We start from the raw sequence: 26,025 nt of genomic DNA, 5'->3' as shown, positions 1-26,025 counted from the left end.
AAAAACGTAGTTTAGCTAGCGTTATCACCAGTCATAAGCTCAAGTTCTAAACGTGCATATTTATATTCAATATATTCATGTACGTTAGTTGCTAAAGCAAGACGGAAATATTCAACTGCGTGATTCAGTTCTCCTTTAGCTTGATAAATTTTAGCCAAGTAAAAATAGGCTTCGCATAAACGTCTCGTATATTCTCGCTCTGATTGTACACCTTCAACAATACCTGCTAGAAATTCATCCTCTGCGATTTCACCTAAAAACAACGCGATGATTTGATAACCCCACACTGTCTCATCAACACCTTGCGCATTGGCTTTTAAATCAATAAGTGCCTGTGTTTTATCGAGATTAGATTGCGCTAAGTATTGCCATAGTATTGGAAAAGGTTGCTGCGCAGAATTCGCTACAAATGTTTTGAAATCTTGAGTAGCTAAGTAATGTCGTTCACCATAATAAAGAGCTATGCCGCGATTTAAGTAGGCATACTGGTGTTGTTCGTTAAGCTCCAAGGCTGAGTCAAAGGACTCATATGCTTTTTCATATTGCTGCATCAAGGTATGGTGAATACCTAAAAAATTATATACTTCAGCTAAATCAGGCTTCATTTTCACTGCACGATTAAAGTCGTAGTGAGCTAATGTCGACATGCCTAAACTATCAAATAACATTCCACGATCATAATATAACATCGCTTGTTGTTCGGTGGTTAAATCTGCACGTTTAAGTAACTCTGTATGACGTGCAATTGCAATCTCGCTTCTAAAATCGGACGCCAAAGGCGCTGAAAAAGGTACATTAAGAACTGGAGTTAATTTTGCTGGTGTGGTTGTTTGGCACGCACTTAAAGAAAAAAAGGCCACTGCTGCAAACGCTACATGTTTAAAAGTCATTAAAATCCTTAATACTTCAAGAGTAAACCATATAGACAAAGTGTATCTAAAGAGGTTTCATTAAAGCATAAAAAAAGGGGCTAAACAGCCCCCTTTTTATGTTATCCAGTAAATAACTGGGCTAACTATCAACAATTAAGCGTCAGCTGGTGCATCAGCTGCAGGTGCTGCTGATTCCATTGCTTCTTTGATGCTTAAACGTACGCGACCCTGACGGTCTACTTCTAGTACTTTAACTTTAACTTCCTGACCTTCAGAAAGGTGGTCTGCAACGTTATTTACACGCTCAGTGCTAATTTGAGAAATATGCACTAGACCATCTTTACCTGGTAAGATATTTACAAATGCACCAAAGTCAACGATACGTACAACTTTACCTTGGTAGATAGTGCCTACTTCTAGTTCTGCTGTTAATTGCTCAATACGGCTGATTGCATTCGCTGCACTTTCACCATCTGTAGCGGCAATTTTGATTGTACCGTCATCTTCGATTTCAATCGTTGTACCCGTCTCTTCAGTAAGTTGACGAATTGTAGCGCCACCTTTACCGATAACTTCAGCGATTTTCTTCGCAGGGATTTTCATCGTATAGATACGTGGAGCGAACTGAGAAAGCTCTTCAGACGGTGCTGCAATTGCTTCGTCCATCACACCTAGGATGTGTAAACGTGCCGCTTTTGCTTGCTTAAGTGCAATCTGCATGATCTCTTGCGTGATACCTTCAATCTTGATATCCATTTGCAATGCAGTGATACCGTTTGATGTACCGGCTACTTTAAAGTCCATGTCACCTAAGTGATCTTCATCACCTAAGATGTCAGAAAGAACTACGAATTTCTCGTCTTCTTTAACTAGACCCATCGCGATACCTGCAACAGATGCTTTAATTGGTACACCTGCATTCATAAGTGCTAGTGACGTACCACATACAGATGCCATTGAAGATGAACCATTTGATTCAGTGATTTCAGATACTACACGGATTGAGTAAGGGAACTCAGTTAGTGTAGGCATTACAGCTGAAATACCACGCTTAGCTAGGTTACCATGGCCGATTTCACGACGCTTAGGAGAACCTACAAAACCAGTTTCACCTACGCAGAACGGAGGGAAGTTGTAGTTAAGCATAAAGTGATTTTTATGTGTGCCTGTTAAATCATCGATTAACTGTGAATCGCGTTCTGTACCCAATGTAGCAGTAACAAGTGCTTGTGTTTCGCCACGTGTAAAGATAGCAGAACCGTGAGTACGCGGTAATACGCCAGTCATAACGTCAAGTGCGCGGATCATATCTGGTTCACGACCATCGATACGTTTTTCGCCAGCAGCGATACGGCCACGAACGATCTTCTTCTCTAATGAACCGAATACTTTACCCACTTCTTGCTTGTCTAGAGACTCGCCTTCAGCAAGTTCGCTTGTAAGTGCTTCAACAACTGCATCTTTTGCTGCCGTTAATGCTTCTTTACGCGCTACTTTATCAGTGATGCGGTAAGCTTCGCCTACTTTATCAGCCGCTAAAGAGGCTACTTTTTCTTCAAGCGATACGTTTTTCTCAGGTGCAGTCCAATCCCACGTAGGCTTGCCTGCTTCTGCTTTAAACTCTTCAATTGCGTTGATGATAGCTTGAGATTGCTCATGGCCATACACAACCGCACCTAGCATTACGTCTTCAGCAAGAACGTCTGCTTCTGACTCAACCATAAGTACTGCGTTATCAGTACCTGCAACAACTAAATCAAGTTGGCTTTCTTCAAGCTCTTTTAGTGTTGGGTTAAGTACGTACTCGTTATTAATATAACCAACACGCGCTGCACCAATTGGGCCGCTGAACGGAATACCTGAAATAGCAAGTGCTGCTGAAGTACCAATCATCGCAACCATATCAGGTTGGATTTCAGGGTTAACAGAAACAACAGTAGCAATAACTTGTACTTCGTTTACAAAACCATTTGGGAAAAGTGGACGAATTGGACGGTCAATAAGACGTGCAATAAGTGTTTCGCCATCGTTAGGACGACCTTCACGCTTTAAGAAACCACCCGGGATACGACCCGCAGCATACATACGCTCTTGGTAGTTAACTGTTAGTGGGAAGAAATCTTGACCTGGTTGTGCTTCACGCTTACCAACAACAGTCACGAGTACTGACGTGTCGCCGATGCTTGCTAATACTGCGCCGTCTGCTTGACGTGCGATTGCACCTGTTTCTAGGGTAACTGTGTGTTGACCTAGTTGAAATTCTTTAATAATTGCTTGCACTTAAAATATCCTTTAAATCTAAATAAGTGTTCCATCAAAGTACCAATTACAGTACATAATTGTATTCAGTTGGAAATCAATTAAGTACTACAATTGGCAATGATGTAAATAACCGTAGATAAACCTTTTTATCTACGCGCATAGTATATACCAAAGCCACGTAAAAATGCGAGTCTAGCAACTAGATTATAGTACGCGTGTTACTCGAGTACATAGTTCTAAGTTATGGTGGGGTGTTTAGCTGATTTTTCAAGCGTTATTGGATGAAAACTGCAAGGTATGCGACAAATTTCAGGCACAAAAAAAGGAGCCAAAAAGCTCCTTTTTAGGTAATCTAGATCTTAGCGACGTAGGCCAAGCTCTTGGATTAACGCAGTATAACGTGCAATGTCTTTACCTTTAAGGTAATCAAGCAGTTTACGACGAGTGCTTACTTTACGAAGCAGACCACGACGTGAGTGGAAGTCATGCTTGTGATCAGCAAAGTGACCTTGAAGCTTGTTGATATCAAAAGTTAAAAGTGCAACTTGTACTTCAGGTGAACCAGTGTCGCCTTCAGCACGTGCGAATTTTGCGATGATATCGATTTTTTCTTGATTGCTTAGTGACATAGTAACTCCAAAAATAAATGTAAAAGGTGCCTTAGCCGATCACTAATTCAGCCAAAACGATTAAGCGGGCATATTCTACCAGCTTTAGTCATAACTACAAGATAAACTTAGCCTGGCGTTTCTTGCTGATTAGATAAACCGCGTTTAGACTTTAAATGTCCATCAGGATTACGCTCACCAGTGCCTATAAAAACGCCATCAGCAAGTACTTTAATCGCTCCTTCAGGCAAGACTTTGCCAAGTACTACAGCTTGACCATGACTAAACGACATGCCCTGCTCTTTTGTTATCTCAACAACCGGTAAATCAACCAGTGCGGTATCCATAGGCAGTAGCAGCTCATCAAGATAACTCGAAGGCGCAAGTTCTTCAGCCTTGGCTTTTGCTAATAATGCTTCAAGCTGCTCAAGCGAGACCATTTTATCCGCAGGGTAATGCCCCACCGCTGAGCGATGTAACATAATCACATGCGCGCCACAGCCTAGGTTTTCACCTAAGTCATCAACAATAGTACGGATATAGGTGCCCTTTGACACATGGGCTGTCATTTGTACTTCGTTGTTCGCTTCATCAAACTCATCAAGCGTTAAACTAAACACATTGATTTTTCTGCACTTACGCGGCACTTCAATGCCTTCTCTTGCATATTTATACAAAGGTTTCCCTTCATATTTTAACGCTGAATACATTGACGGGTATTGATCTGACTCACCTAAGAATTTAGCAATTTCTTGCTCAAGCAGTTCTTTTGTCACGTTAACATCACGTGTTTCTACCACTTCTCCATCAGAATCTGATGTTGTGGTACGCTCACCTAATTTTGCTCGGACAACGTAAGTTTTATCTGTGTCGAGTAAAAATTGGGTAAACTTAGTCGCTTCACCAAAGCAAATCGGCAACATCCCTGTGGCTAAAGGGTCAAGTGCCCCGGTATGCCCAGCTTTTTGTGCAAAATAAATACCTTTTGCCTGCTGTAAGGCTCTGTTCGATGAAATACCTTGTGGTTTGTTTAACAACAAAATGCCATCAATCGGACGGCCCTTACTGCGTCTTGCCATTAGTCTTTAGTGCCTTCTTCGCTGTCGTTTTCGTCTACATGTTTAGCATTATCTTCACGGATAACTGAATCTACTAGGTTAGAGATGCGCATCCCTTCCATTAGTGAGTTATCAACCACAAATTTAAGCTCTGGCATAATACGAGCACGAATACGCTTGCCCAATAACGAGCGAATATAACCTGTTGCTTCGTTAAGTACTTTTGCACTTTGCTTAGCTGCGTTTTCATCTTCAGTATTAAATACCGTGATAAATACTTTGGCGTAAGATAAGTCACGTGATACTTCAACGGCTGATACAGTGACCATGCCTAAACGTGGATCTTTAATTTCGCGTTGTAATATAACAGCAATTTCTTTTTGAATTTGCTGAGCAACACGATCAGTGCGAGAAAATTCTCTCATTGCTCTTCACTCTAATTTTATAACTCATTGAGAAATATAAATAAGTTAATTTAATAATGGATACACAAATGGGGGCTGAGCCCCCATTTATCATCTTAATATGCTAACAATTAAAGTGAACGTTGTACTTCAACTGTTTCGAATACTTCGATTTGGTCACCAACGCGAACGTCATTGTAGTTCTTAACGCCGATACCACATTCCATGCCATTACGAACATCTTGAACGTCGTCTTTAAAGCGACGAAGTGACTCAAGTTCACCTTCGTAAATAACCACGTTTTCACGTAATACACGGATTGGTGCGCTACGCTTAATAGTACCTTCAGTAACCATACAACCAGCAATTGCGCCAATTTTTGGAGACTTAAATACGTCACGTACTTCAGCAAGACCGATGATCTCTTGCTTAAACTCAGGCGCAAGCATACCAGACATCGCTTGCTTAACTTCTTCGATTAAGGCGTAGATTACGCTGTAATAACGAAGGTCTAAGTTTTCAGTATCAATCACTTTACGCGCTGATGCATCCGCACGAACGTTAAAGCCAACTACGATTGCGTTTGATGCTGCAGCAAGTGTTGCATCAGTTTCAGTGATACCACCTACGCCAGAACCGACAATCTTCACTTTTACTTCATCAGTAGAAAGCTTAGTTAGTGAATCTGAAATTGCTTCAATTGAACCTTGAACGTCTGCTTTAAGTACCACGTTAACTTCTGATACATCGCCTTCAGCCATGTTAGTAAACATGTTTTCAAGTTTCGCTTTTTGCTGACGAGCCAATTTAACATCACGGAATTTACCTTGACGATAAAGAGCTACTTCACGCGCTTTACGCTCATCTTTAACAACAGTCGCTTCATCACCTGCCGCTGGGATACCAGAAAGACCTAAAATCTCTACTGGAATTGATGGACCCGCAGAGCGAATATCTTTACCATTTTCGTCTTTCATTGCACGAACACGGCCGTATTCAAGGCCACATAGTACGATATCACCTTGGTTAAGCGTACCTGACTGAACAAGGATAGATGCAACTGGACCACGGCCTTTATCAAGACGCGATTCGATTACAACACCGGCAGCCATGCCTTCGCTTGGTGCAGATAACTCTAGAAGCTCTGATTGCATAAGAACCGCTTCTAACAAGTCATCAATACCTAAACCAGTTTTAGCTGAGATATGAACGTACTGTGTATCGCCGCCCCAATCTTCTGGGATAACGTCTAGCTGTGCTAGTTCGTTCTTAACGCGATCTGGATCCGCGCCTTCTTTATCCATTTTGTTTACAGCGATAATTAAAGGAACGCCAGCTGCGCGAGCATGCTGTACCGCTTCTTTGGTTTGTGGCATTACACCATCATCTGCTGCAACCACTAGGATTACGATATCAGTCGCTTTAGCACCACGTGCACGCATTGATGTAAACGCGGCGTGTCCTGGAGTATCTAGGAAAGTGATCATGTTGCCGTTAGTTTCAACATGGTAAGCACCGATGTGCTGCGTGATACCGCCGGCTTCGCCTGATGCCACTTTCGCTGAACGAATGTAATCAAGCGTTGATGTTTTACCATGGTCAACGTGACCCATTACAGTTACTACTGGCGCGCGCGGCTCAGACTTACCATCTTCATGACGGTCATTTAGTACTGTTTGCTCTAATTCATTTTCTTTAACGATGATAACTTTATGGCCCATTTCTTCTGCTACAAGCTGTGCAGTTTCTTGGTCAATAACTTGGTTGATAGTAACCATGTCACCCATTTTCATCATCGTTTTAACAACTTCAGCGCCTTTAACTGCCATGCGCGATGCAAGCTCAGCGACTGTAATTGTTTCGCTAATACGCACTTCATTTTTAACATCAGCCGTTGGTTTTTGGAAACCATGTTGTAATGACGTTGGTGCTTTTAGCTTGCCTTTACGGCCTTTAGCTGCAGCAAATTTATCTTTTGCTGGAGCCTTTTTCTTTTTCTTAGCACGGCGCGAACCTTGCTCATCACGCGCATCAGCAACATCTTCTGCTTCACGTGCATAGGTAGAAGTCGTAAGATGGTGATCCGCTGTTTCTTCGCGTTTCTTACGTTCTTCTTCTTCTTTCTTCCAGCGTGCTGAATTCTCTTCAGCTAGCTTTCTTGCTTCTTCTGCTTGACGTTTAGCTTCTTCTTCAGCTTTTCTCAATGCGGCCTCTTCTGCTTCTTTTTGCAGACGCTCAGCTTCGATGCGATCTTTCTCAGACTTAGCACTTTGCTCTGGGGTCATCTGCTTCTGTTTTGCTACACGTTCAGCATCTGCTTTACGTTTAGCTTCTTCTTTTGCTTTACGATCAGCCTCTTCTTTGGCTTTACGCTCTGCATCTTGTTTCGCTTTAAGCTCAGCAGCTTCTTGAGCAGCTTTTTGCTCAGCTTCACGGCGCGCAGCTTCTTCAGCGGCGATACGTGCTTGCTCTTGCTCTTGCTCAATGGCGCTTTTCTTAACATAAGTACGTGTTTTGCGTACTTCTACTTGCACTGACTTTGCCTGACCCGTAGAGCCGGTCACACTTAATGTGCTTTTGCTCTTACGTTGCAATGTCATGCGAGCCGGACCTTCAGAGCCCGTGCCACCATGTGACTTGCTCAAATGATCTAGTAACTGTGCTTTTTCTGCTTCAGTTACATTCTCACCCGCTTTCTTCTCTATACCGGCTTGTGAAAACTGCTGTAGCAATTTATCAACAGTTGTACCAATATCCCCGGCTAGTTTTTCAACATTTACTTCTGCCATAGTGTCTAATACCTCCGTTAATAAATTACTCGTCTGCGAACCAACAAATGTTACGCGCAGCCATAATCAGCTCACCTGCTTGTTCAGGTGAAAGCTCAGTGATATCAACTAGTTCATCGATACCCTGCTCAGCTAAATCTTCAAGCGTTACTACACCTTTACTTGCCATTACAAATGCAAGATGACGCTCTAACCCTTCAAGTCCTAATAAGTCTTCAGCAGGCTCCGCACCCTCAAGGCTTTCTTCAGTTTTTAATGCTTTGGTTGTTAACGCATCTTTCGCACGTGAGCGCAGTACATCAACAGTATCTTCATCTAAACCATCAATTTCTAAGAATTCAGATGCAGGTACGTAAGCTACTTCTTCAAGTGTAGAGAAGCCTTCATTAATTAATAACGTTGCGAAATCATCGTCAATGTCAAGGTTCTCAGTGAACAAGTTGATTAACTTATCTGATTCAGCCTCGTTCTTCTGACGCATCTCTTCAACAGTCATCACGTTAAGTTCCCAACCTGTTAGTTGGCTAGCAAGACGTACGTTTTGACCATTACGACCGATCGCTTGGGCTAGGTTATCTGCTTCAACAGCGATATCCATTGAATGCGTATCTTCATCCATTACAATAGATGCAACTTCTGCAGGTGACATCGCATTGATAACAAATTGTGCTGGGTTGTCATCATAAAGAACGATATCAACACGCTCACCACCTAATTCAGTAGAGACCGCTTGAACACGTGCGCCACGCATACCTACACACGCACCAACTGGGTCGATACGTTTGTCGTTAGACTTAACCGCAATTTTAGCACGAGAACCCGGATCACGAGCTGCAGCACGTAATTCAATCATCTCTTCACCGATTTCTGGCACCTCAATGCGGAATAATTCCATCAGCATTTCAGGCTTAGAACGCGTTACGAATAACTGTGCACCACGCGCTTCAGGCTTAACTTCGTAAAGAAGACCACGAATACGGTCACCTGGACGGAAGTTTTCACGAGGAAGCATGTCGTCGCGGTAAATTACCGCTTCAGCGTTATTTCCTAAATCAAGCACGATTGCATCACGTGTTGCTTTTTTAACAACACCTGTTACAAGTTCGCCTTGCTGATCTTTGTATGCATCAACAACAAGTGCACGTTCAGCTTCACGTACTTTTTGTACGATAACTTGTTTCGCCATTTGCGTTGTTATACGGTCAAATTTAATTGACTCTATTTGCTCTTCAACAAAATCACCAAGTTGTAAATTTTCGTCTTCAACTTGTGCTGCTTCAAGCGTAATCTCGCTGTATGGGTTCTCTAAAGAGCCATCTTCAAGTACTTGTGCAATTTGCCAACGACGGAACGTATCGTAATTACCGGTTTTACGGTCAATAGCTACACGTACTTCAATTTCGCCTGTGTGCTTTTTCTTTGTCGCCGTCGCTAATGCGAACTCTAGCGCTTCAAAAATCTTTTCTTTTGGTACCGCTTTCTCATTGGAAACGGCTTCAGCAACCAATAATATCTCTTTTGCCATGGGTAATGCCTCGCTTGCCCTATTCCTTCGCACTCGAACTAAAACTTTGCGATTATGTTCGCACGTTCAATGTTGCTAAGCATGATCATATGTTCAGCACCATCACTAGATAGTGTGATCATATCACTGCTAACTGATACTAAATCGCCTTTAAAATTACGACGACCATCTTGTGGAAGCTTAGTACGCACGCGTACTTCCTCTCCTTGCGCCTTCTCGTAGTGATCTTGTTTGAATAATGGACGATCAACACCAGGAGACGATACTTCCAAATCATATTCATTTGTAATTGGGTCTTCGACATCTAAAATTGCACTTATTTGACGACTCGCGTCAGCACAGTTATCTACCGAAATCCCCGCTTCATGATCAATATAGACCCTCAGCGTAGAATGGCGACCAGCTTGCACAAACTCAAGACCATGTAGTTCAAAGCCTAACATCTCAACGGACGGTGAAAGCATGGTTAGTAAATCTTGCTCAAGTTTTGTCACGAAAATCCTCCATACAAACAAAAAAAGGGCTTATAGCCCTAAAATACTTCGTTTATTTCTTGGTACAAACCAAGTGGTGCAGATACAACAACGCCCCGAACCAAGCGGGGCGTCACACCTAAAGCATAAAACTGTGTGGCCATGGGCCAAGCTTGGCTGCGGGTAGCTATGCCACCTAAATAAACTCAATAGCTTAAACGCAAAACGCGCATTACATAGAATGCGCGACTTCATACAAACAGTAGACTTAGCCACCATCTATATGTTGGCTTTAGAATGTAAAGCACTAGCAAATGCGAGTTGCTTACTATTCTTAATCCAACTTAGATTGGTTGCGGGAGCCGGATTTGAACCGACGACCTTCGGGTTATGAGCCCGACGAGCTACCAGGCTGCTCCATCCCGCGCCAACTGTTACTTATTGCTAAGTAACTATTTAGCTGTATCACACCAAGCTAAACAATGCGGCTATTATAAAGGCTCTTGGCATAATTAGCAACCAATAAACCGATAAAGAATAACACTGTGAAAATGCAAATTTTATGTTTGGTTAATGTTATAAATTAGTAGTCAAAGGCAAGGTTCACATTTTTCATTTTATCCCTTGTAGGATATTCAAGAGTCATCTCACAGTCACTTTTACACGTAGCCGGTGGCAATAAATAAAAAACTTAAACTGGGAAATTTGTGCACGCCCCCCCAAATGTAAGTTGTTAGTTACTTACCCATGATAGTTTATATTGTCTATAGTTAAGGAAATACGATAGATACTTTCTCGGGGGTGGTTATGGGAATCAATACGTTCGAAAAACAGCTACTACTCAATAGTCTTACTATTATTAAACCAAACTTTCACTGCTTTTCATATACGTTTCAAATGCATGTAAAACGAGAGTCTCTCGATATGCTTTGTCTGTCTAGTAGTAAAATCAATGAAAAAACGTATATTCTTTACTGTGTACTTGAACGCATTGTTATGCACCTTGATGACCTTAGAACAGTGACACCTTTTATAAAACACTATGCTAATAATTTAAGTAACATGGGCATGAGTTATGAAGACACGGACATTCTATGTAACTCATTCTTAGCGACTTTAAAGATTCACTTAAAAGGCTGTTATTCCCCTAAACTTGAAAACGTTTGGCAACAAGCAATAAGTATATTTAGAAGCATTGTCACAGGTTATTTATTCAATACTAGCAACATCGTACATCTCAATGATTTCATTAATAAGCAACAAATAAATCAGTTCTAAAAATAAGCCTAATAGCACCTAGCTTTGTATTATAGTGCTGTAACAACACGTTTTTAGCTTTTTAATGTTATGGACAAATCGATCCCTGCACACTATGAGTTCGTATGGTCTGTATTGTTTATTACCGCATGTACTATATATTTATTTGGCTTATTTTATGAAATACAAAACTCTTAGGTTTATTTTTGGGGATCAACTTAACCCTAATCATAGTTGGTATAAAGAGCACCAACAAGACGATGTTCTTTATGTTATAGCGGAATTAAAACAAGAAACAGACTATGTAAAGCACCATATCCAAAAAGTAATTGCTTTTTTTAGTGCCATGGGGAATTTTGCAAACGCGTTAAAAAGTGCAAGGTTAAACGTGCTACATCTCACTTTGGACGATACCAAAAATGACAAAACACTTAACTGCCTGTTAGCGCGATTAGCACAACATTATGATTGCACTAACATCGAGTACCAGTTCCCTGACGAATACCGCCTACAACAACAAATGGATAACCTTAAAAAAGGCTGTGCATTTAAGGTTACAGGATTTGATACTGAGCATTTTTTATTACCCTTTGAAGATATTGATAAACACTTTAAAAAAGATAAACATGTCAAAATGGAATTTTTCTACCGCATGATGCGAAAGCGTTTTGATATCTTGATGCAGGGTGAATCGCCACAAGGTGGCCAATGGAATTTCGATCAAGATAATCGTAACAAACTCAAAAAAGCAGATTTACAAAAAATACCTCAAGCTAAAATTTTCCAAAACGATGTTCAAGCTATTGCTACGCGCATCAAACACCATAAAGTAAGTACATTTGGTCACTGCTCAGACACGTTACTTTGGCCAACAAGCCGTAATCAAGCAAAGCAATTACTCGATTATTTCTGTGCTCACTTACTCCCTCTTTTTGGCCAATTTCAAGATTCGATGACCTGTAATAGTACTGAACAATGGAGTTTGTATCATAGCCGCATCTCATTTGCGTTAAACACAAAAATGCTTCATCCAATGCAAGTCATCAGCCAAGTCCTTGAAGCATTTGATGCTCGTCCAGATGAGATAAACCTTGCACAAGTTGAAGGGTTTATTAGGCAAATTCTCGGCTGGCGTGAATATGTACGCGGTATTTACTGGCAAAATATGCCCGACTACGCAGTTAAAAACGAGCTAAATGCCAGTCGCTCTTTGCCTAAGTATTTTTGGCAGGGGAAAACCAAAATGAATTGTATGAAGCATGCTATTAACCAAAGCTTAGACACGGCATACGCGCATCATATTCAACGCTTAATGATAACAGGTAATTTTTGCTTACTAACTGCAATGGACCCTGCAGAGGTTGATAGTTGGTATTTAGGTATTTATATCGATGCCATAGAGTGGGTAGAAATGCCCAACACAAGGGGAATGAGTCAATTTGCCGATGGAGGGCTGATTGCAACTAAGCCATATGCAGCCAGTGGTAATTACATTAATAAAATGAGCGACTACTGCAAAACGTGCCATTATAACGTTAAAGAAAAGACTGAGGATTCAGCGTGCCCATTCAACAGTTTATATTGGCACTTTATGGATAAACATGAAGAACGACTTTCTCGAAACCCACGTATTGGTATGGTATATAGAAATTGGCAAAAACAAGAACCACTTCAACGCCAAGCCATTCTAAATAGAGCTCAATGGTGTTTGGATAATATTGAAATTCTTTAAACCTATTCGTTTGTCATCATCTTGGCTGGTAATAAAAATGCCGCCTTAAATAAGGCGGCCAAAGTAACACTAATCAGGGAAATGTAGTTTAAAAGTTAGTTATTTACCTTGTAGCAAATTACCACTGCCAATTTCTATTTTACGTGGTTTTAATGCTTCTGGTATTTCACGTTGTAAATCAATACTCAATAAGCCATTTGCTAAATCTGCACCCAATACTTTAACATGGTCGCCTAGTTGAAATTTGCGCTCAAAGTTACGCTGCGCAATACCCTGATGAATAAATTTACGCTCATCAGCCTCGCTTTTATCGGCTTTAATACCGGCTACTTTTAATGTGTTGTTTTCTGATTCTATGGTCAGCTCATTGTCACTAAAACCGGCTACAGCCATAGTGATACGGTATTTATCTTTATCGAGTGCTTCTATATTGTATGGAGGGAAACTTGGCTGCTTGTCAGTGCGAGCCGCTGCATCCATTAATGATGCTAAATGATCGAAACCGATGAATGAACGGTAAAGTGGTGATAAATCTACTGTACGCATAATAATATCCTCATATTTAAGCGATATTTTGCATGTGCTTTTCTGTCGAACAAGCACAAACAAAGTTTAATTTAATACTATATATTTCAATTACTTCTGTTTAATTTGGGACCCATCAGGCGTCCTCACTAAACTATATATGGACGGCAAAATTGTTTTCAAGATTATTTTAAAAAAATATTTATTTTTCAAAACGACTGTTGCCTACTCAAATTAATTAGGATGCGCTGTATACTTTTCAAGGTTAAAATAAATTTAAATAAATCTTCGAGACAAATATGAAGAAACTAAAAAGTCTGATTTTCAACATAATACTCGCTTCAGTAGTGTTTTTTGCTGTTACGGCATACCAGCAGCGTAACTTACTCGCGACTGACAACAGCCCTGCCCCCTATTTTAATTTACCCTTGCTTGATGACAGCGAGCAACGAATCAATGTAGCAATGCTAGGAGGAAAAAACACTGTCATTTATTTCTTTGCCCCATGGTGTACTATTTGCCGATACAGTATGCCCAACTTAGAATCTGCACTGAAAGGCTCTAGCATTAATGCGATTGGCATTGCTCTTGATTACAAAAACCCACAAGAAGTCACTAATTTTGTTACAGACCTAAACTTAACCATGCCTATTGTGTTAGGTAATAATCACACTCAAAGTGATTACAAAATAAGCGCCTTTCCAACCTACTATATCGTCAACGAACAATTACAGATCACCTCACGCTCAATGGGCTATTCAAGTGAATTAGGCATAAAAGTAAGGGCGTTATAAAGCACGTAATATTTTGTAACACCCACCTACATTTAGGTACAATTCACCAACACTTTTCTAAGCATTTATACGCGTTTTATCTCTATCATACGTGGCAATTACATTTGTTCACGACCATGGAAGAAATATGATAGCCAACCCATTGCACTCGCTTTTTCGCTTAACACCGCTTGCACTTTGTTTGCCATTTTTAACACAAGCAAATACTGATAAATCAGCACATACAATAGAACACATTGACGTTGTATATAAACGCAGTAGCATCGCCAGTGAAATAACGGAAAATACAGAAAAACTTGTCACGATGCCTGGCGCTATGGGCGACCCGCTGCGCGCTGTTTTTGCACTGCCCGGTGTTATTGCTGCAGGTGGCTCAATGAGTGAACCGGCGGTAAGAGGCTCATCACCTGAGGACAACTTATTTGAAGTTGATTTTATGCCTGCTGGCTATATTTTCCATGATTTTGGCAGCTCTATTTTTAACAAATACATCATTCAAGATTTTCAGCTTTACTCTGCAGGCTATGGCTCCGGCTATAGTAATGCCACAGGTGCTGTGTTTGATGTATCACTGCGTAACCCTAAGTATCAACCAATCACAACCACGCTTGATTTTACAATGTTTAATGCCGGTGTGTTCATAGAAGGTCAGTTGACAGAGAACACTGCATTTTATTTATCAGGGCGCAAAAGCACTTTACCGCTATTTTTCTCAAAGGGTGAAGAACTTGAAAATGAGGATGGTGAACCCAGTGGCGTTACTATTAATGAGCCACCCGATGACCATGACTATCAAGGGAAGTGGATATGGGATATAAACAAAAAAAATACACTTACCTTTTCATTTACAGGGGCTAAAGATTCAGTGGCAGCCGGTTTCAATCAGCGCGCTGAGTTATCTCTAAAAACCCCGGAATATCAGGGTGATGCTGATTTCATTCGTGAGTTTACCAGCCAAAGTGTTTTATGGGATCACTTCAATAAAAAATTCAGTTTACGTTTGGGTATTGGCTCACTCGATCATTCAGGACGATTAGAGTACGCCAAACGCGCCACCTTGAGTGATGGCTTCTTTGAAGAAGAGCAAGAAAAGCAACTCACCTATAAAGGACGTTTAAATTGGCGTATTAGCAAAACTCAACAATTCATATTTGATGCCGCTTATTTTGATAATAAGACGACTTACCGTTACGACAGTTTTCAATACCTTTGCACGGAGTTAGACCCCGACTGCGATTTAAATAAAGGCGACCGGATCAAAGGTAAAGATAGCCTCGCGCTCGACACATATTTTTTCGGCGCTACACATATTTGGGATATCAATGACCAATGGCAAAGTGAAGTGGGTGTTCAATACCAGAGCAATGATTACACCAATGAAAATTTTGTTATGCCGCGCCTTGCGTTTACCTACTTTATAAATGACAGAAACAGAATCAACGCCAAATATGGTCATTACAACCGAATGCAAGATGTTGATTACCTAATACCTGAACAAGGCAATCCTAACTTACGTTCGCAAACATCAAAGCATAGTAGCCTAGGTTTTGCTCAGGAGCTTGCAAGCGATTGGACATGGTCCGTTGAAGGGTATTACAAAACCATGGACGATTTACCATTAGCATTAAATGACTACCCTGACGCCGCGATTCTTTACAGCAACGATGTTTCCGGACGCGCTTACGGTGTTGATCTATTGATCAACAAAAATAAAACAGACAAGTGGTATGGTTGGGTAGCATTGAGTTATGCAAAAAGTGAGCGTACTGATGAGCGACAGAACATAACTCGTCAGTACTATGCTGACACACCATTAGTCGTGAATATGGTGTTCAATTATCAGATCAGTGAAAAATGGCAAGGCGGTTTTAACTTTACTGCACGCAGCGGACAAACTTATACACCTATCATTGGTGTTAAAGAAAACCCAGACTTCCAAGGACGCTTTTTACCTGAATATGGTGACCCTTTTTCCGAACGATTTGATGTGTATCATCGCCTTGATATTCGCTTCGAGCGTAAAACAAAATTCTTTGGATTGGATGGCCATTTAATTTTAGAGCTGATGAATGCTTACGGCCAAAGTAATGTCAGTAGCATAGATTTAGATTATCAGAAAATAGCCTCGACAAATGACTTAATAATCAAAGAAAATGATGACGATTTTGAAATGCGCCCTTCAATCGGTTTTAGCCTTACTTTCTAATCACATTAATGGGCATGTTCAAGACTTTAAACCTATGCATGCCCATCATTTAAATAGAATTAACTAATCGATTTTATACACTGTTTTTATTTTTAAAATTCGCTACCATACATGAACACTAAATCGAGGAGAGCGATATGTTAACTGTAATTTTTGGCCGTGAAGGCTGCCCTTTTTGTGTTCGCGCAAAAGACGTTGCTGAAAAGCTAGCAAATGAACGCGATGATTTTAAATACCGTTACATTGATATAATCAAAGAAGGTATTAGTAAAGCAGACTTAGAGCAATCCGCAGGAAAGCCTTGCCCAACCGTGCCACAGATATTTGTTGACCAAGCACACATCGGTGGGTTCACTGAATTTGAGGCCTACGCTAAAGAAAACCTGGGCCTTTATAAATAAACTATGTTTCGAACTTGTTAATCAGTTTGGTTTGACTAAAAATTAAACTGATTAAATTTTCACCAACATCAATCACATACAAATTAGTTGTAATTTATACAAGCAATTGCCTCGTATTTCCTATACAATGCGCGCCTCTTTAAATTCGTTGAGGCGTATTAATGTCAGAACCAGTCACGTTTGAATCTTTAAATCTTTCTCCTGCAATTTTGAAAGCAGTTGAAGAGTTGGGTTACAAGACACCATCTGAAATCCAAGCTCAATGTATACCGTTATTGCTAGAAAGAAAGGACGTACTGGGACTAGCACAAACGGGTACAGGTAAAACAGCAGCATTTGCACTGCCATTACTAAACAATATTGACCCGTCTGTGAAACAGCCACAGATCCTTGTACTCACACCTACCCGTGAGCTTGCGATCCAAGTTGCTGAGGCATTTGAACAATATGCAAAAGGTACTCGTGGTGTTGAAGTATTAGCACTATACGGTGGCCAAAGTTACAGCATTCAATTAAGCGCACTTCGTCGTGGCGCTCAAATCATTGTTGCTACTCCAGGTCGACTAATCGACCATATTAACCGTGGCACAATCAAGTTTGACGCTCTGCAAGCGCTAGTGCTTGATGAAGCCGATGAAATGTTACGCATGGGCTTTATCGATGATGTTGAAAACATCATGGAAAAAACGCCGCGCGAAAAGCAAACATGTCTTTTCTCTGCGACAATGCCTAAGCAAATTCAAAACATCAGCAGCAAATATATGAATAATCCTGAACAGGTTCATATTTCTGCGCGTAACTCGACTGTATCTTCAGTTGAACAAGTGTTTTGGAATGCCCATGTACATAAAAACAAAGCAATCGTTCGTTTCTTAGAAGCTGAGCAGTACGAAGGTGCTATTGTTTTCGTACGTACACGTAACGATACAGTACAACTTGCTGAATTATTAGAGCGCGAAGGTTTCTCTGCTGCGCCACTTAACGGTGATATGAACCAGCAAGCCCGTGAACGCACAGTTGATCGCTTAAAAAGCGGTATGCTAAATGTTGTAATTGCAACAGACGTAGCAGCTCGTGGTCTAGATGTTGACCGCTTAAGCTTAGTTATCAACTATGACATTCCACAAGATTCTGAAGCTTACGTTCACCGTATTGGCCGTACAGGCCGTGCTGGTCGTACTGGTAAAGCAATTTTATTCGTTAAGCATAATGAACGTTATTTACTTAAAAATATCATTCGTCATACTAAATCTGAAATCGCTCAGGTTGAATTACCAACAGCTAAAATTGTTGAAGAAAAACGAATCAATGCATTACAAGAAAAGCTTACATTAGCACTTGAAAATAAAGACATTACGTTCTTTAACGACGTAGCTGCTAACATGGCCCAGAAGCTTGAACTTGCCCCTGAAGATTTAGCGGGTGCATTACTATGTTTAGCACAGCAACAGTCACCAATTAAAGTTGAAGAAGTTAAAATTCAGCCTCGTGAACGTAATGAACGCAACCCTCGCAATGAGCGCAGTGATCGTGGTCGTCGTAACGAACGTGGTGGTGAGCGCGCTGAGCGTAAACCTCGCGAGCGCAATAGCCGTGATGCAGGTCCTATGGATACATACCGTATCGAAGTGGGTCGTGAGCATGGTGTTCAAGTTAAGAACATTGTTGGCGCAATCGCTAACGAAGCTGATATCTCAAGCAAGTTCATTGGTGACATTCGTCTGCATGACAGTCACAGTACGGTACAATTACCGCAAAACATGCCTAAAGATGTCCTTGATCACTTCCAAAAAGTGTTTATTTGTAAACGCCCAATGGGTATGACACTGACACAAGACCAAGGTCCAGCTGAGCCTCGTGCAGAACGCTCTGAGCGTCCAAGTGGTGACAAAAAACGTAGCTTTAACAAAGACAACCAACGCGGTGATAAGCGTGGCGGTCCTCGTAAAGAACGTCGTCCGGTTAGCTTTACATCTAACTAATATAGTTATTTAAGCTAATATGCTAAAAGCCTCTTCATTAATTTGATGAGGCTTTTTTGTTTATTGTCATTTAGTTGTTTTAAATAAGAAATTTTTAACGCCGTTAGCGTCAGGTTTAATATCCTAAACTGATTTAGCATTATTGCGGGTTGGTGTGAGCACATACTTTGCTGTTTTTTACTACACTAGGGTCTGTTTACCTTTCAAGGTTAAATTTACAGCAGTCTGTTTGGTATTTAGGCAAGGCAGTGCCTATGTGGTGTGGTTATTCCCCATAAATAGGCGATAACGCAGCTTCAATGCCAAACAGGCGCTGCCCTTCGGGTTCTGGCTAGGGGCTATTTGCTCTTTATTGCTCGGTTTTGACTTAGCCCACTAGGTTACAAACCTCGCGCCGCGATCAAACCACCCCTAGCTTGAACAAATTTTAATCCGCAAAGGTCAACAAATTTCCCCCCACCCATTAAGCCTCCTAGAAAGCTTGCTAGCCCATTTTATATTTTTAGCGAACAAAACCTAACAACCCTGATAAACACCTTTAAAAAACTCTTAGAGAACTCTTAAATTACAGGCTTAACTCAACTTCGCTTTCTTATATGGCTATACCGCGCTCTTCAATTGGGTAGACTATATAAACTCAGTTCTTAACTAAGCTAGCCATCACACAATACACTGTCTTTAATATCATGCTAATAAACACACCATTTAACTCATAAGTAAAATATTCATTAATTTACAGGCATAAAAAAACGCCTTTCGGCGTTTTTTATAAGATGACTAAAACTTACTCAGCAGCGGCTTGCGCTATTGGTATGTTTAATTCTGCTTTAGCCTTCAAAGCATCAATGAACACCATGTAGTTTTTATTGATTTGAGTCATCGTGATATTCTGCTTTTGCTGTGCTTCAATTTCGCCTTGCACAGTACCATTAGTCACTGATTTAAGTGCAACAATTGCAGCATCACCATTATTAAGCTCAACGTTTTCAACCACAGGGCTGCCTGATGGGTGAGCCATTTTAAACACTTGCTGAACAATTGCAGGAGACACGGTATAAGCTTGTCGGGTGAGTGCATCTTCATTACGAAGCTCTAAACCCTGCTCGGATGCAAGCGCTGTTAAACTTTTACCTGATGTTATTTCTGCAAATAATTCAGTCGCTTTTTCTTTAGCTAGCTCCGATGCTTTTTGGCTTACTAAGCGGGCTTTGATTTGCTCTGACACATCTGTCAATGGTTTTGTAGCTGCTGGTACATATTGATTAACACGCACAATTACTACACGCTCATCAGCCACTTCAATAACTTCTGAGTTCATACCATCTTCAAGTACATCGGGTGAAAATATTGCACTCAGTACCGCCGGAGTATTTAACGGCTCAGGTAGCGCATTACGGACTAGCAGTGGTGTTGTTGACACGTCTACATCTACAACTTCAGCTGCGTCCACTAAGTTATCAGACATTTCAAATGCGACTTCGCTCATTAGAGTCTGCTTCTCATAAAATGCATTTACTTTTTCTGTTTGTTCAAGTTCAGTACGTAGATCCGCCTTTACATCATCATAAGCTTTAGTCTGCTGGCTTTGAATATCAGTTAGTTGAATAATGTGATAACCAAATTCAGATTCAACCACATCAGAAAAATCCCCCGTTGCATTCAGTGCAAAGGCTGCATCTTCAAACGCTGGATCCATCATATCGCGTTCAATCCAATCTAAATCGCCGCCCATTTCGCCACTCACAATATCATCAGAAGACGACTGCGCTAATGCAGCAAAATCGGCCCCTTGCTGAAGTTGTGTTAACAAGTCTTCCGCTTTACTTTTAGCCGCATCATCATCTTCACTGTTATCAATTAAAATATGAGAAACACGACGTTTTTCTGGCTCTAAATATTGCGCACTACTTTGTTCGTAGTAAGCTTTTACTTGCTCTTCACTAACATTAGTTTGCAAGTCTAAATTCGCTGCATTTAAATCAATATAGCTAACAGATACTTGTTCTGGCGCCATAAACTGCGACGTGTTTAGGTCATAGTAGTCAGCTATTTCTTGCTCACCGATTTCAATACCTTCTTGAAGCGACTCTTTGCTAAGCACTACATAATCAATAGCACGGGTCTGTTGTTGCAGTGCGACAGCACTTGCTAACTCGTTATCAAGCGCAAAATCAGTTCCAGCCACAGCTGAAATAAGTTGACTGCGTGTCATGTCTTCACGAAGAAACTCACGAAACGCATCTGGCTGGTAGTTCATTTGACGAATAACTTGTAAGTAGCGATCGTTACTAAATTGGCCACCTATTTGAAAGTATGGCAATTCTAAAATTGCTTTTTTGACGCTTTCATCACTTACACGAAGACCTAACTCGTTGGCTAGTTGTGTTTGCAACTCTTGCTGTACTAGGCGATCAACGACACCTTGGCGAATTTGCGCCATATAATTTGGATCAGCAGCGATTTGCGTGAAGTATTCTCCAAACTGCTGTTCTAAGCGATTACGCTCATTCTGATAAGCACGGCTAAATTCTGTTTGGCTAATTTTAATACCGTTTACTTCAGCAACAGGCTGCTCTGTGGTTTGACCTAAGTAACCACCGATCCCCGCTAAAGCAAAAGATAAAATCACTGCCCCTAAAATAACTTTGGCTACCGGGCCTTGCGAGCCTTCTCTGATTTTCTCAAGCATTTATTTATCTCTATTCTATTCTGAGGCAGAAATCGCCTAGCTCATGTAAAAAAAGCGTATCTTACCAGATACGCTTTTTTTCTTGAAGCTGTTGGCGATAAAGATAGCTGTTTGTGCTAAAAAGCGACGAGCTTCTTTAACTACCAAAACTAACTCATTGAAAACAATAATTAGCTATTACATGCATCTTTAAGCGCTTTACCGGCTTTGAAAGCTGGGATAGTCGCTGCGGCAATTTGAATTGTTTCGCCAGTTTGTGGGTTACGGCCTGAACGCGCAGCACGCTCACGTACTGAGAAAGTACCGAAACCTACTAATGCTACTGAATCGCCATCTTTAAGAGCGCCAGATACAGACTCGATGAATGAATCTAGTGCACGACCAGCAGCCGCTTTAGAAATGTCAGCGTCAGCTGCGATTTGATCGATTAATTGAGATTTATTCACAATATCATCCTCTTTCATTGTTATTATCAAGAGCGATTGTTTTTTAAACTAACATCACTGTTTTGAAAATTTGGAGCAAACTATTTCATGCTCGTACGATTGTATTTTTTCTTCAGCCTAGGCCACATAAGGCCTAGGCTTGAAAACCAGTGCTTAACTTATCATACCATCTAGATTTGAAAAGCCCTTTGATGCACTTTTTTTAGGTTTTTTACTGGTTTTTAGGCGTTTCGACTGAAAAACTTTCAACTGGGTGTACAAGTGCTAATTTTAAAACCTCATCAATCCATGTAACTGGGTGAATATCAAGGCCTGCCAATACATTGTCAGGGATCTCTTTTAAGTCACGTTCGTTAATTTTTGGAATAATAACGGTTTTAATACCACCGCGATGCGCCGCTAATAATTTTTCTTTAAGGCCACCAATTGGCAGCACTTCACCACGTAATGTGATTTCACCTGTCATGGCCACATCAGCACGCACGGGATTACCAGTTAAACTGGATACTAAACCAGTTACCATGGCAGCACCGGCACTCGGACCATCTTTTGGTGTTGCTCCTTCAGGCACGTGAACATGAATATCACGCTTTTCGTAAAAGTCGCTATTAATACGGAAAGTATCAGCACGATTACGCACCACCGTCATCGCTGCTTGAATCGACTCTTGCATCACATCGCCCAATGAACCGGTATAACTTAATTTACCTTTACCTGGCACGGCCGCGCATTCGATAGTTAATAAGTCACCACCGACTTCTGTCCATGCTAAACCCGTCACTTGACCAATACGGTCTCCATCTTCAGCTTTACCATAATCATAGCGTTGCACACCTAAGAACTCTTCAAGGTTTTGTTCATCAATTGTGACTACTTTGGTGTCTTTTTCTAACAGGATATTTTTAACCGCTTTACGGCATAATTTAGACACTTCTCGTTCTAAATTACGCACACCCGCTTCTCGAGTGTAATAGCGAATAATACCCACGATAGCACTGTCTTCAATGACAACTTCGTTGTCTTTTAGGCCATTGCGTTTAATTTGCTTAGGAATCAAATGCTCTTTGGCAATGTTAAGTTTTTCGTCCTCGGTATAACCAGAAAGTCGAATCACTTCCATTCTGTCCAATAACGGACCTGGAATATTAAAGCTGTTTGATGTAGCAACGAACATGACATCGGATAAATCGTAATCGACTTCAAGATAATGATCAGCAAAATGGCTGTTCTGCTCAGGATCGAGTACTTCTAACAATGCTGATGCTGGATCGCCACGCATATCTGACGACATTTTATCAATTTCATCCAATAAGAATAATGGGTTTTTGACGCCCACTTTACTCATATTTTGAATCAATTTACCTGGCATAGAACCAATGTAAGTACGACGATGCCCGCGGATTTCAGCTTCATCGCGTACGCCACCTAACGCCATACGAATATACTTACGACCTGTTGAGCGAGCAATCGACTGACCTAGTGAGGTTTTACCAACACCAGGAGGACCTACTAAACACAAGATTGGACCTTTAAGCTTATTGGTACGTTGTTGAACCGCGAGGTATTCAATAATGCGTTCTTTTACTTTATCAAGACCATGATGATCGCTATCTAAAATCTTTTGCGCGCCAGCAAGGTCCTTTTTCACCTTAGAGCGCTTTTTCCATGGAACATTAATAAGCGTATCAATATATGAGCGTACAACGGTGGCCTCAGCCGACATTGGCGACATCATCTTCAATTTAGCTAATTCAGAATTGGCTTTTTCTTGTGCATCGCTGCTCATGCCTGATTCTTGAATACGCTTTTTAAGGGCTTCGAATTCATCAGGCACGTCATCAAGTTCGCCCAACTCTTTTTGAATGGCTTTCATTTGCTCGTTTAGGTAGTACTCACGCTGCGATTTTTCCATCTGTTTTTTAACGCGGGTACGAATTTTTTTCTCAACTTGCAGTAAGTCTATCTCACCTTCCATTAATGCCATTAAATACTCTAATCGCTCAGTTACATTCGCGATTTCAAGTACTTTTTGTTTTTCAGGCACTTTAAGGGGCATATGCGCCGCCATGGTGTCGGCCAAACGTGGTGCTTCATCAATCCCACTCACAGAGGTTAATACCTCTGGTGGAATCTTTTTGTTTAGCTTTACATAACCTTCAAACTGGCTGATTGCACTGCTGATGAAAATATCTTGCTCTTGCTCATCAATTTCATCAGAGCTGATAAACTGAGCATTCGCTACAAAGAAATCATCATTATCAACGAAATCTTCTAATTTTGCGCGCTGTATACCTTCAACCAGTACTTTTACCGTACCGTCTGGCAACTTAAGCAACTGTAAGACAGTCGCAATTGTACCAACACGATATATGTCGTCTTGCTCAGGCTCATCGACAGTTGCGTCTTTTTGCGCAACAAGAAAAATTTGCTTATCTTTATCCATGGCTGCTTCTAGGCATTTAATGGATTTTTCGCGGCCTACAAAAAGCGGGATTACCATGTGCGGATACACCACAACATCGCGCAATGCCAACACCGGGATTTCGACTCGATCTGTTCTCTCAAGCGTCATTATATTCTCTTCGCTCTTCATTTATTTTAATGATTACTCAAGTATATGGGGATAACTCAAGTAAAGTTCAACAATTTATGTGATTTGTAAGAAAAAATGATAAAAAAAGGAGCCTTAGGCTCCTTTTTTTATCAGAGATTAAATTTTACTCTGATGCAGCTTTATCTTGACCTGTACTTTGATAAATCAAAATAGGGTCAGATTCACCTTTAATTACAGTTTCGTCGATAACCACTTTGCTTACCTCTTCCATTGATGGAAGTTCATACATAGTATCAAGTAAGACTGCTTCAACGATTGAACGCAGGCCACGTGCACCTGTTTTACGCTCCATGGCTTTATGAGCTATTGCACGTAGTGCATCTTCACGGAATTCTAATTCTACGTCTTCCATACCAAACAATGCACTGTACTGCTTAGTCAACGCATTTTTAGGCTCATTCAATATTTGCACTAAAGCGTCTTCATCTAGCTCTGTAAGTGTTGCCACAACAGGTAAGCGCCCAATAAACTCTGGGATTAGACCATACTTAACTAAATCTTCAGGCTCTACATCTTTAAATGTTTCACTTAAAGAGCGACTAGCAGCCGATTCTTTAACACTAACACCAAAGCCTATGCCTGTGTTTTTATGGCTGCGTTGCTCAATTACTTTATCAAGCCCTGCGAATGCACCACCACAAATAAATAAGATCTTAGAGGTATCAACCTGCAAAAATTCTTGTTGCGGGTGCTTACGTCCGCCTTGTGGCGGTACTGAGGCAACAGTGCCTTCAATCAGTTTAAGTAATGCTTGTTGAACACCTTCACCTGATACATCGCGGGTTATTGAAGGATTATCCGATTTACGTGAAATTTTATCGATTTCATCAATATAAACAATACCACGTTGCGCCTTTTCAACATCGTAATCACACTTTTGCAATAACTTTTGAATGATGTTTTCAACATCTTCGCCCACGTAACCTGCTTCAGTTAAAGTGGTCGCATCAGCCATTGTAAATGGTACATCAAGTAAACGCGCTAATGTCTCTGCCAATAATGTTTTACCACTACCTGTCGGGCCAATAAGCAAGATATTACTTTTACCCAGTTCAATATCCGAATTTGTATTTTGATTACGTAAGCGCTTGTAGTGGTTATATACCGCTACTGACAATACTTTTTTAGCATGATCCTGACCGATGACGTAATCGTCTAAATGATTACGAATCTCTTTTGGTGCAGGTAACTTATCAGACGCATTGTGCTTAGGCGCAATATCTTTGATTTCTTCCCTGATAATATCATTACACAGCTCGACACATTCATCACAAATGTATACTGAAGGGCCTGCTATTAACTTACGAACTTCATGCTGGCTTTTGCCACAAAAAGAGCAGTATAACAATTTATTACTTTTGTCGCCGTCTGTAGGAGTGTCAGACATT

Annotated in this window: 19 protein-coding genes and 1 tRNA gene; 6 read left to right on the top strand and 14 right to left on the bottom strand. The window is 40.8% G+C overall.

Translation table 11 applies throughout. The features are described 5' to 3' along the window. Window positions 1-11 precede the first annotated feature (11 nt). The 9 genes from nlpI to ATS75_RS15215 form a co-directional block, all read right to left on the bottom strand. Window positions 12-890 carry a lipoprotein NlpI gene (nlpI, locus tag ATS75_RS15255; protein ID WP_058561282.1) on the bottom strand — a complete coding sequence of 293 codons (879 nt, stop codon included), beginning with the start codon at window positions 888-890 and terminating at the stop codon, window positions 12-14. A gap of 135 nt (window positions 891-1,025) precedes the next feature. Continuing rightward, window positions 1,026-3,152 carry a polyribonucleotide nucleotidyltransferase gene (gene pnp / locus ATS75_RS15250; protein WP_058561281.1) on the bottom strand — a complete coding sequence of 709 codons (2,127 nt, stop codon included), beginning with the start codon at window positions 3,150-3,152 and terminating at the stop codon, window positions 1,026-1,028. Between the two features lie 341 nt (window positions 3,153-3,493). Continuing rightward, on the bottom strand, window positions 3,494-3,763 hold the full coding sequence (gene rpsO, locus ATS75_RS15245) for a 30S ribosomal protein S15 (RefSeq protein ID WP_016707659.1): 270 nt from the start codon (window positions 3,761-3,763) through the stop codon (window positions 3,494-3,496). 107 nt (window positions 3,764-3,870) lie between these two features. Further along, window positions 3,871-4,821: a tRNA pseudouridine(55) synthase TruB gene (gene truB, locus ATS75_RS15240; RefSeq protein WP_058561280.1), complete on the bottom strand. Its 951-nt coding sequence runs from the start codon at window positions 4,819-4,821 to the stop codon at window positions 3,871-3,873. Beyond that, a complete protein-coding gene (rbfA, locus tag ATS75_RS15235; protein ID WP_058561279.1) occupies window positions 4,821-5,225 on the bottom strand; it encodes a 30S ribosome-binding factor RbfA in 405 nt (134 codons plus the stop codon). The genes truB and rbfA overlap by 1 nt, the downstream gene beginning before the upstream one ends. 110 nt (window positions 5,226-5,335) lie before the next feature. After that, a complete protein-coding gene (gene infB, locus ATS75_RS15230) occupies window positions 5,336-7,993 on the bottom strand; it encodes a translation initiation factor IF-2 (RefSeq protein ID WP_058561278.1) in 2,658 nt (885 codons plus the stop codon). Window positions 7,994-8,018: 25 nt separating this feature from the next. Beyond that, a complete protein-coding gene (gene nusA, locus ATS75_RS15225; protein WP_058561277.1) occupies window positions 8,019-9,518 on the bottom strand; it encodes a transcription termination factor NusA in 1,500 nt (499 codons plus the stop codon). Between the two features lie 38 nt (window positions 9,519-9,556). Continuing rightward, window positions 9,557-10,012, bottom strand: a complete 456-nt coding sequence (rimP, locus tag ATS75_RS15220) for a ribosome maturation factor RimP (protein ID WP_058561276.1) — start codon at window positions 10,010-10,012, stop codon at window positions 9,557-9,559. A gap of 329 nt (window positions 10,013-10,341) precedes the next feature. Continuing rightward, window positions 10,342-10,418 (bottom strand) — tRNA-Met (locus ATS75_RS15215). Between the two features lie 380 nt (window positions 10,419-10,798). Here ATS75_RS15215 and ATS75_RS15210 point away from each other — a divergent pair. Next, window positions 10,799-11,269, top strand: a complete 471-nt coding sequence (locus tag ATS75_RS15210) for a globin (protein WP_058561275.1) — start codon at window positions 10,799-10,801, stop codon at window positions 11,267-11,269. Between the two features lie 157 nt (window positions 11,270-11,426). Continuing rightward, entirely contained in the window at window positions 11,427-12,980 is a 1,554-nt protein-coding gene (locus ATS75_RS15205) for a cryptochrome/photolyase family protein (RefSeq protein ID WP_058561274.1), read from the top strand. A 99-nt stretch (window positions 12,981-13,079) separates the two neighbouring features. On the opposite strand, the gene ATS75_RS15200 is transcribed toward ATS75_RS15205, so the two are convergent. After that, complete coding sequence (locus tag ATS75_RS15200) at window positions 13,080-13,526, bottom strand: Hsp20 family protein (RefSeq protein ID WP_058561273.1); 447 nt, start codon at window positions 13,524-13,526, stop codon at window positions 13,080-13,082. A gap of 278 nt (window positions 13,527-13,804) precedes the next feature. On the opposite strand from ATS75_RS15200, the gene ATS75_RS15195 reads away from it, so the two are divergent. The 4 genes from ATS75_RS15195 (at window position 13,805) to ATS75_RS15180 (ending at window position 18,888) form a co-directional block, all read left to right on the top strand. Then, window positions 13,805-14,299 carry a TlpA family protein disulfide reductase gene (locus tag ATS75_RS15195; RefSeq protein ID WP_058561272.1) on the top strand — a complete coding sequence of 165 codons (495 nt, stop codon included), beginning with the start codon at window positions 13,805-13,807 and terminating at the stop codon, window positions 14,297-14,299. A 127-nt stretch (window positions 14,300-14,426) separates the two neighbouring features. Next, window positions 14,427-16,505: a TonB-dependent receptor plug domain-containing protein gene (locus ATS75_RS15190; RefSeq protein ID WP_058561271.1), complete on the top strand. Its 2,079-nt coding sequence runs from the start codon at window positions 14,427-14,429 to the stop codon at window positions 16,503-16,505. 137 nt (window positions 16,506-16,642) lie between these two features. Continuing rightward, the gene (locus tag ATS75_RS15185) at window positions 16,643-16,906 is read left to right on the top strand and encodes a GrxA family glutaredoxin (protein ID WP_058561270.1); all 264 of its coding nucleotides are present in this window, start codon (window positions 16,643-16,645) and stop codon (window positions 16,904-16,906) included. Between the two features lie 161 nt (window positions 16,907-17,067). Then, entirely contained in the window at window positions 17,068-18,888 is a 1,821-nt protein-coding gene (locus ATS75_RS15180; RefSeq protein WP_058561269.1) for a DEAD/DEAH box helicase, read from the top strand. Between the two features lie 784 nt (window positions 18,889-19,672). Here ATS75_RS15180 and ppiD read toward each other — a convergent pair. The 4 genes from ppiD to clpX form a co-directional block, all read right to left on the bottom strand. Further along, window positions 19,673-21,577, bottom strand: coding sequence for a peptidylprolyl isomerase (ppiD, locus tag ATS75_RS15175; protein ID WP_058561268.1), 1,905 nt, complete (start codon window positions 21,575-21,577; stop codon window positions 19,673-19,675). 170 nt (window positions 21,578-21,747) lie between these two features. After that, the gene (locus tag ATS75_RS15170; RefSeq protein WP_290209683.1) at window positions 21,748-22,050 is read right to left on the bottom strand and encodes an HU family DNA-binding protein; all 303 of its coding nucleotides are present in this window, start codon (window positions 22,048-22,050) and stop codon (window positions 21,748-21,750) included. Window positions 22,051-22,234: 184 nt separating this feature from the next. Further along, window positions 22,235-24,595 (bottom strand): endopeptidase La, encoded by a 2,361-nt coding sequence (gene lon / locus ATS75_RS15165; RefSeq protein ID WP_058561267.1) that lies wholly within the window; start codon window positions 24,593-24,595, stop codon window positions 22,235-22,237. Window positions 24,596-24,740: 145 nt separating this feature from the next. Next, window positions 24,741-26,024 (bottom strand): ATP-dependent protease ATP-binding subunit ClpX, encoded by a 1,284-nt coding sequence (clpX, locus tag ATS75_RS15160; protein ID WP_058561266.1) that lies wholly within the window; start codon window positions 26,022-26,024, stop codon window positions 24,741-24,743. Window position 26,025 lies beyond the last annotated feature (1 nt).

Origin of the sequence: Pseudoalteromonas sp. H105 (assembly GCF_001469215.1) — a bacterium.
GTDB lineage: Bacteria > Pseudomonadota > Gammaproteobacteria > Enterobacterales > Alteromonadaceae > Pseudoalteromonas.
Note: the sequence above shows the minus strand (reverse complement) of the source record. Positions and strands in the feature narration are given on the sequence as shown.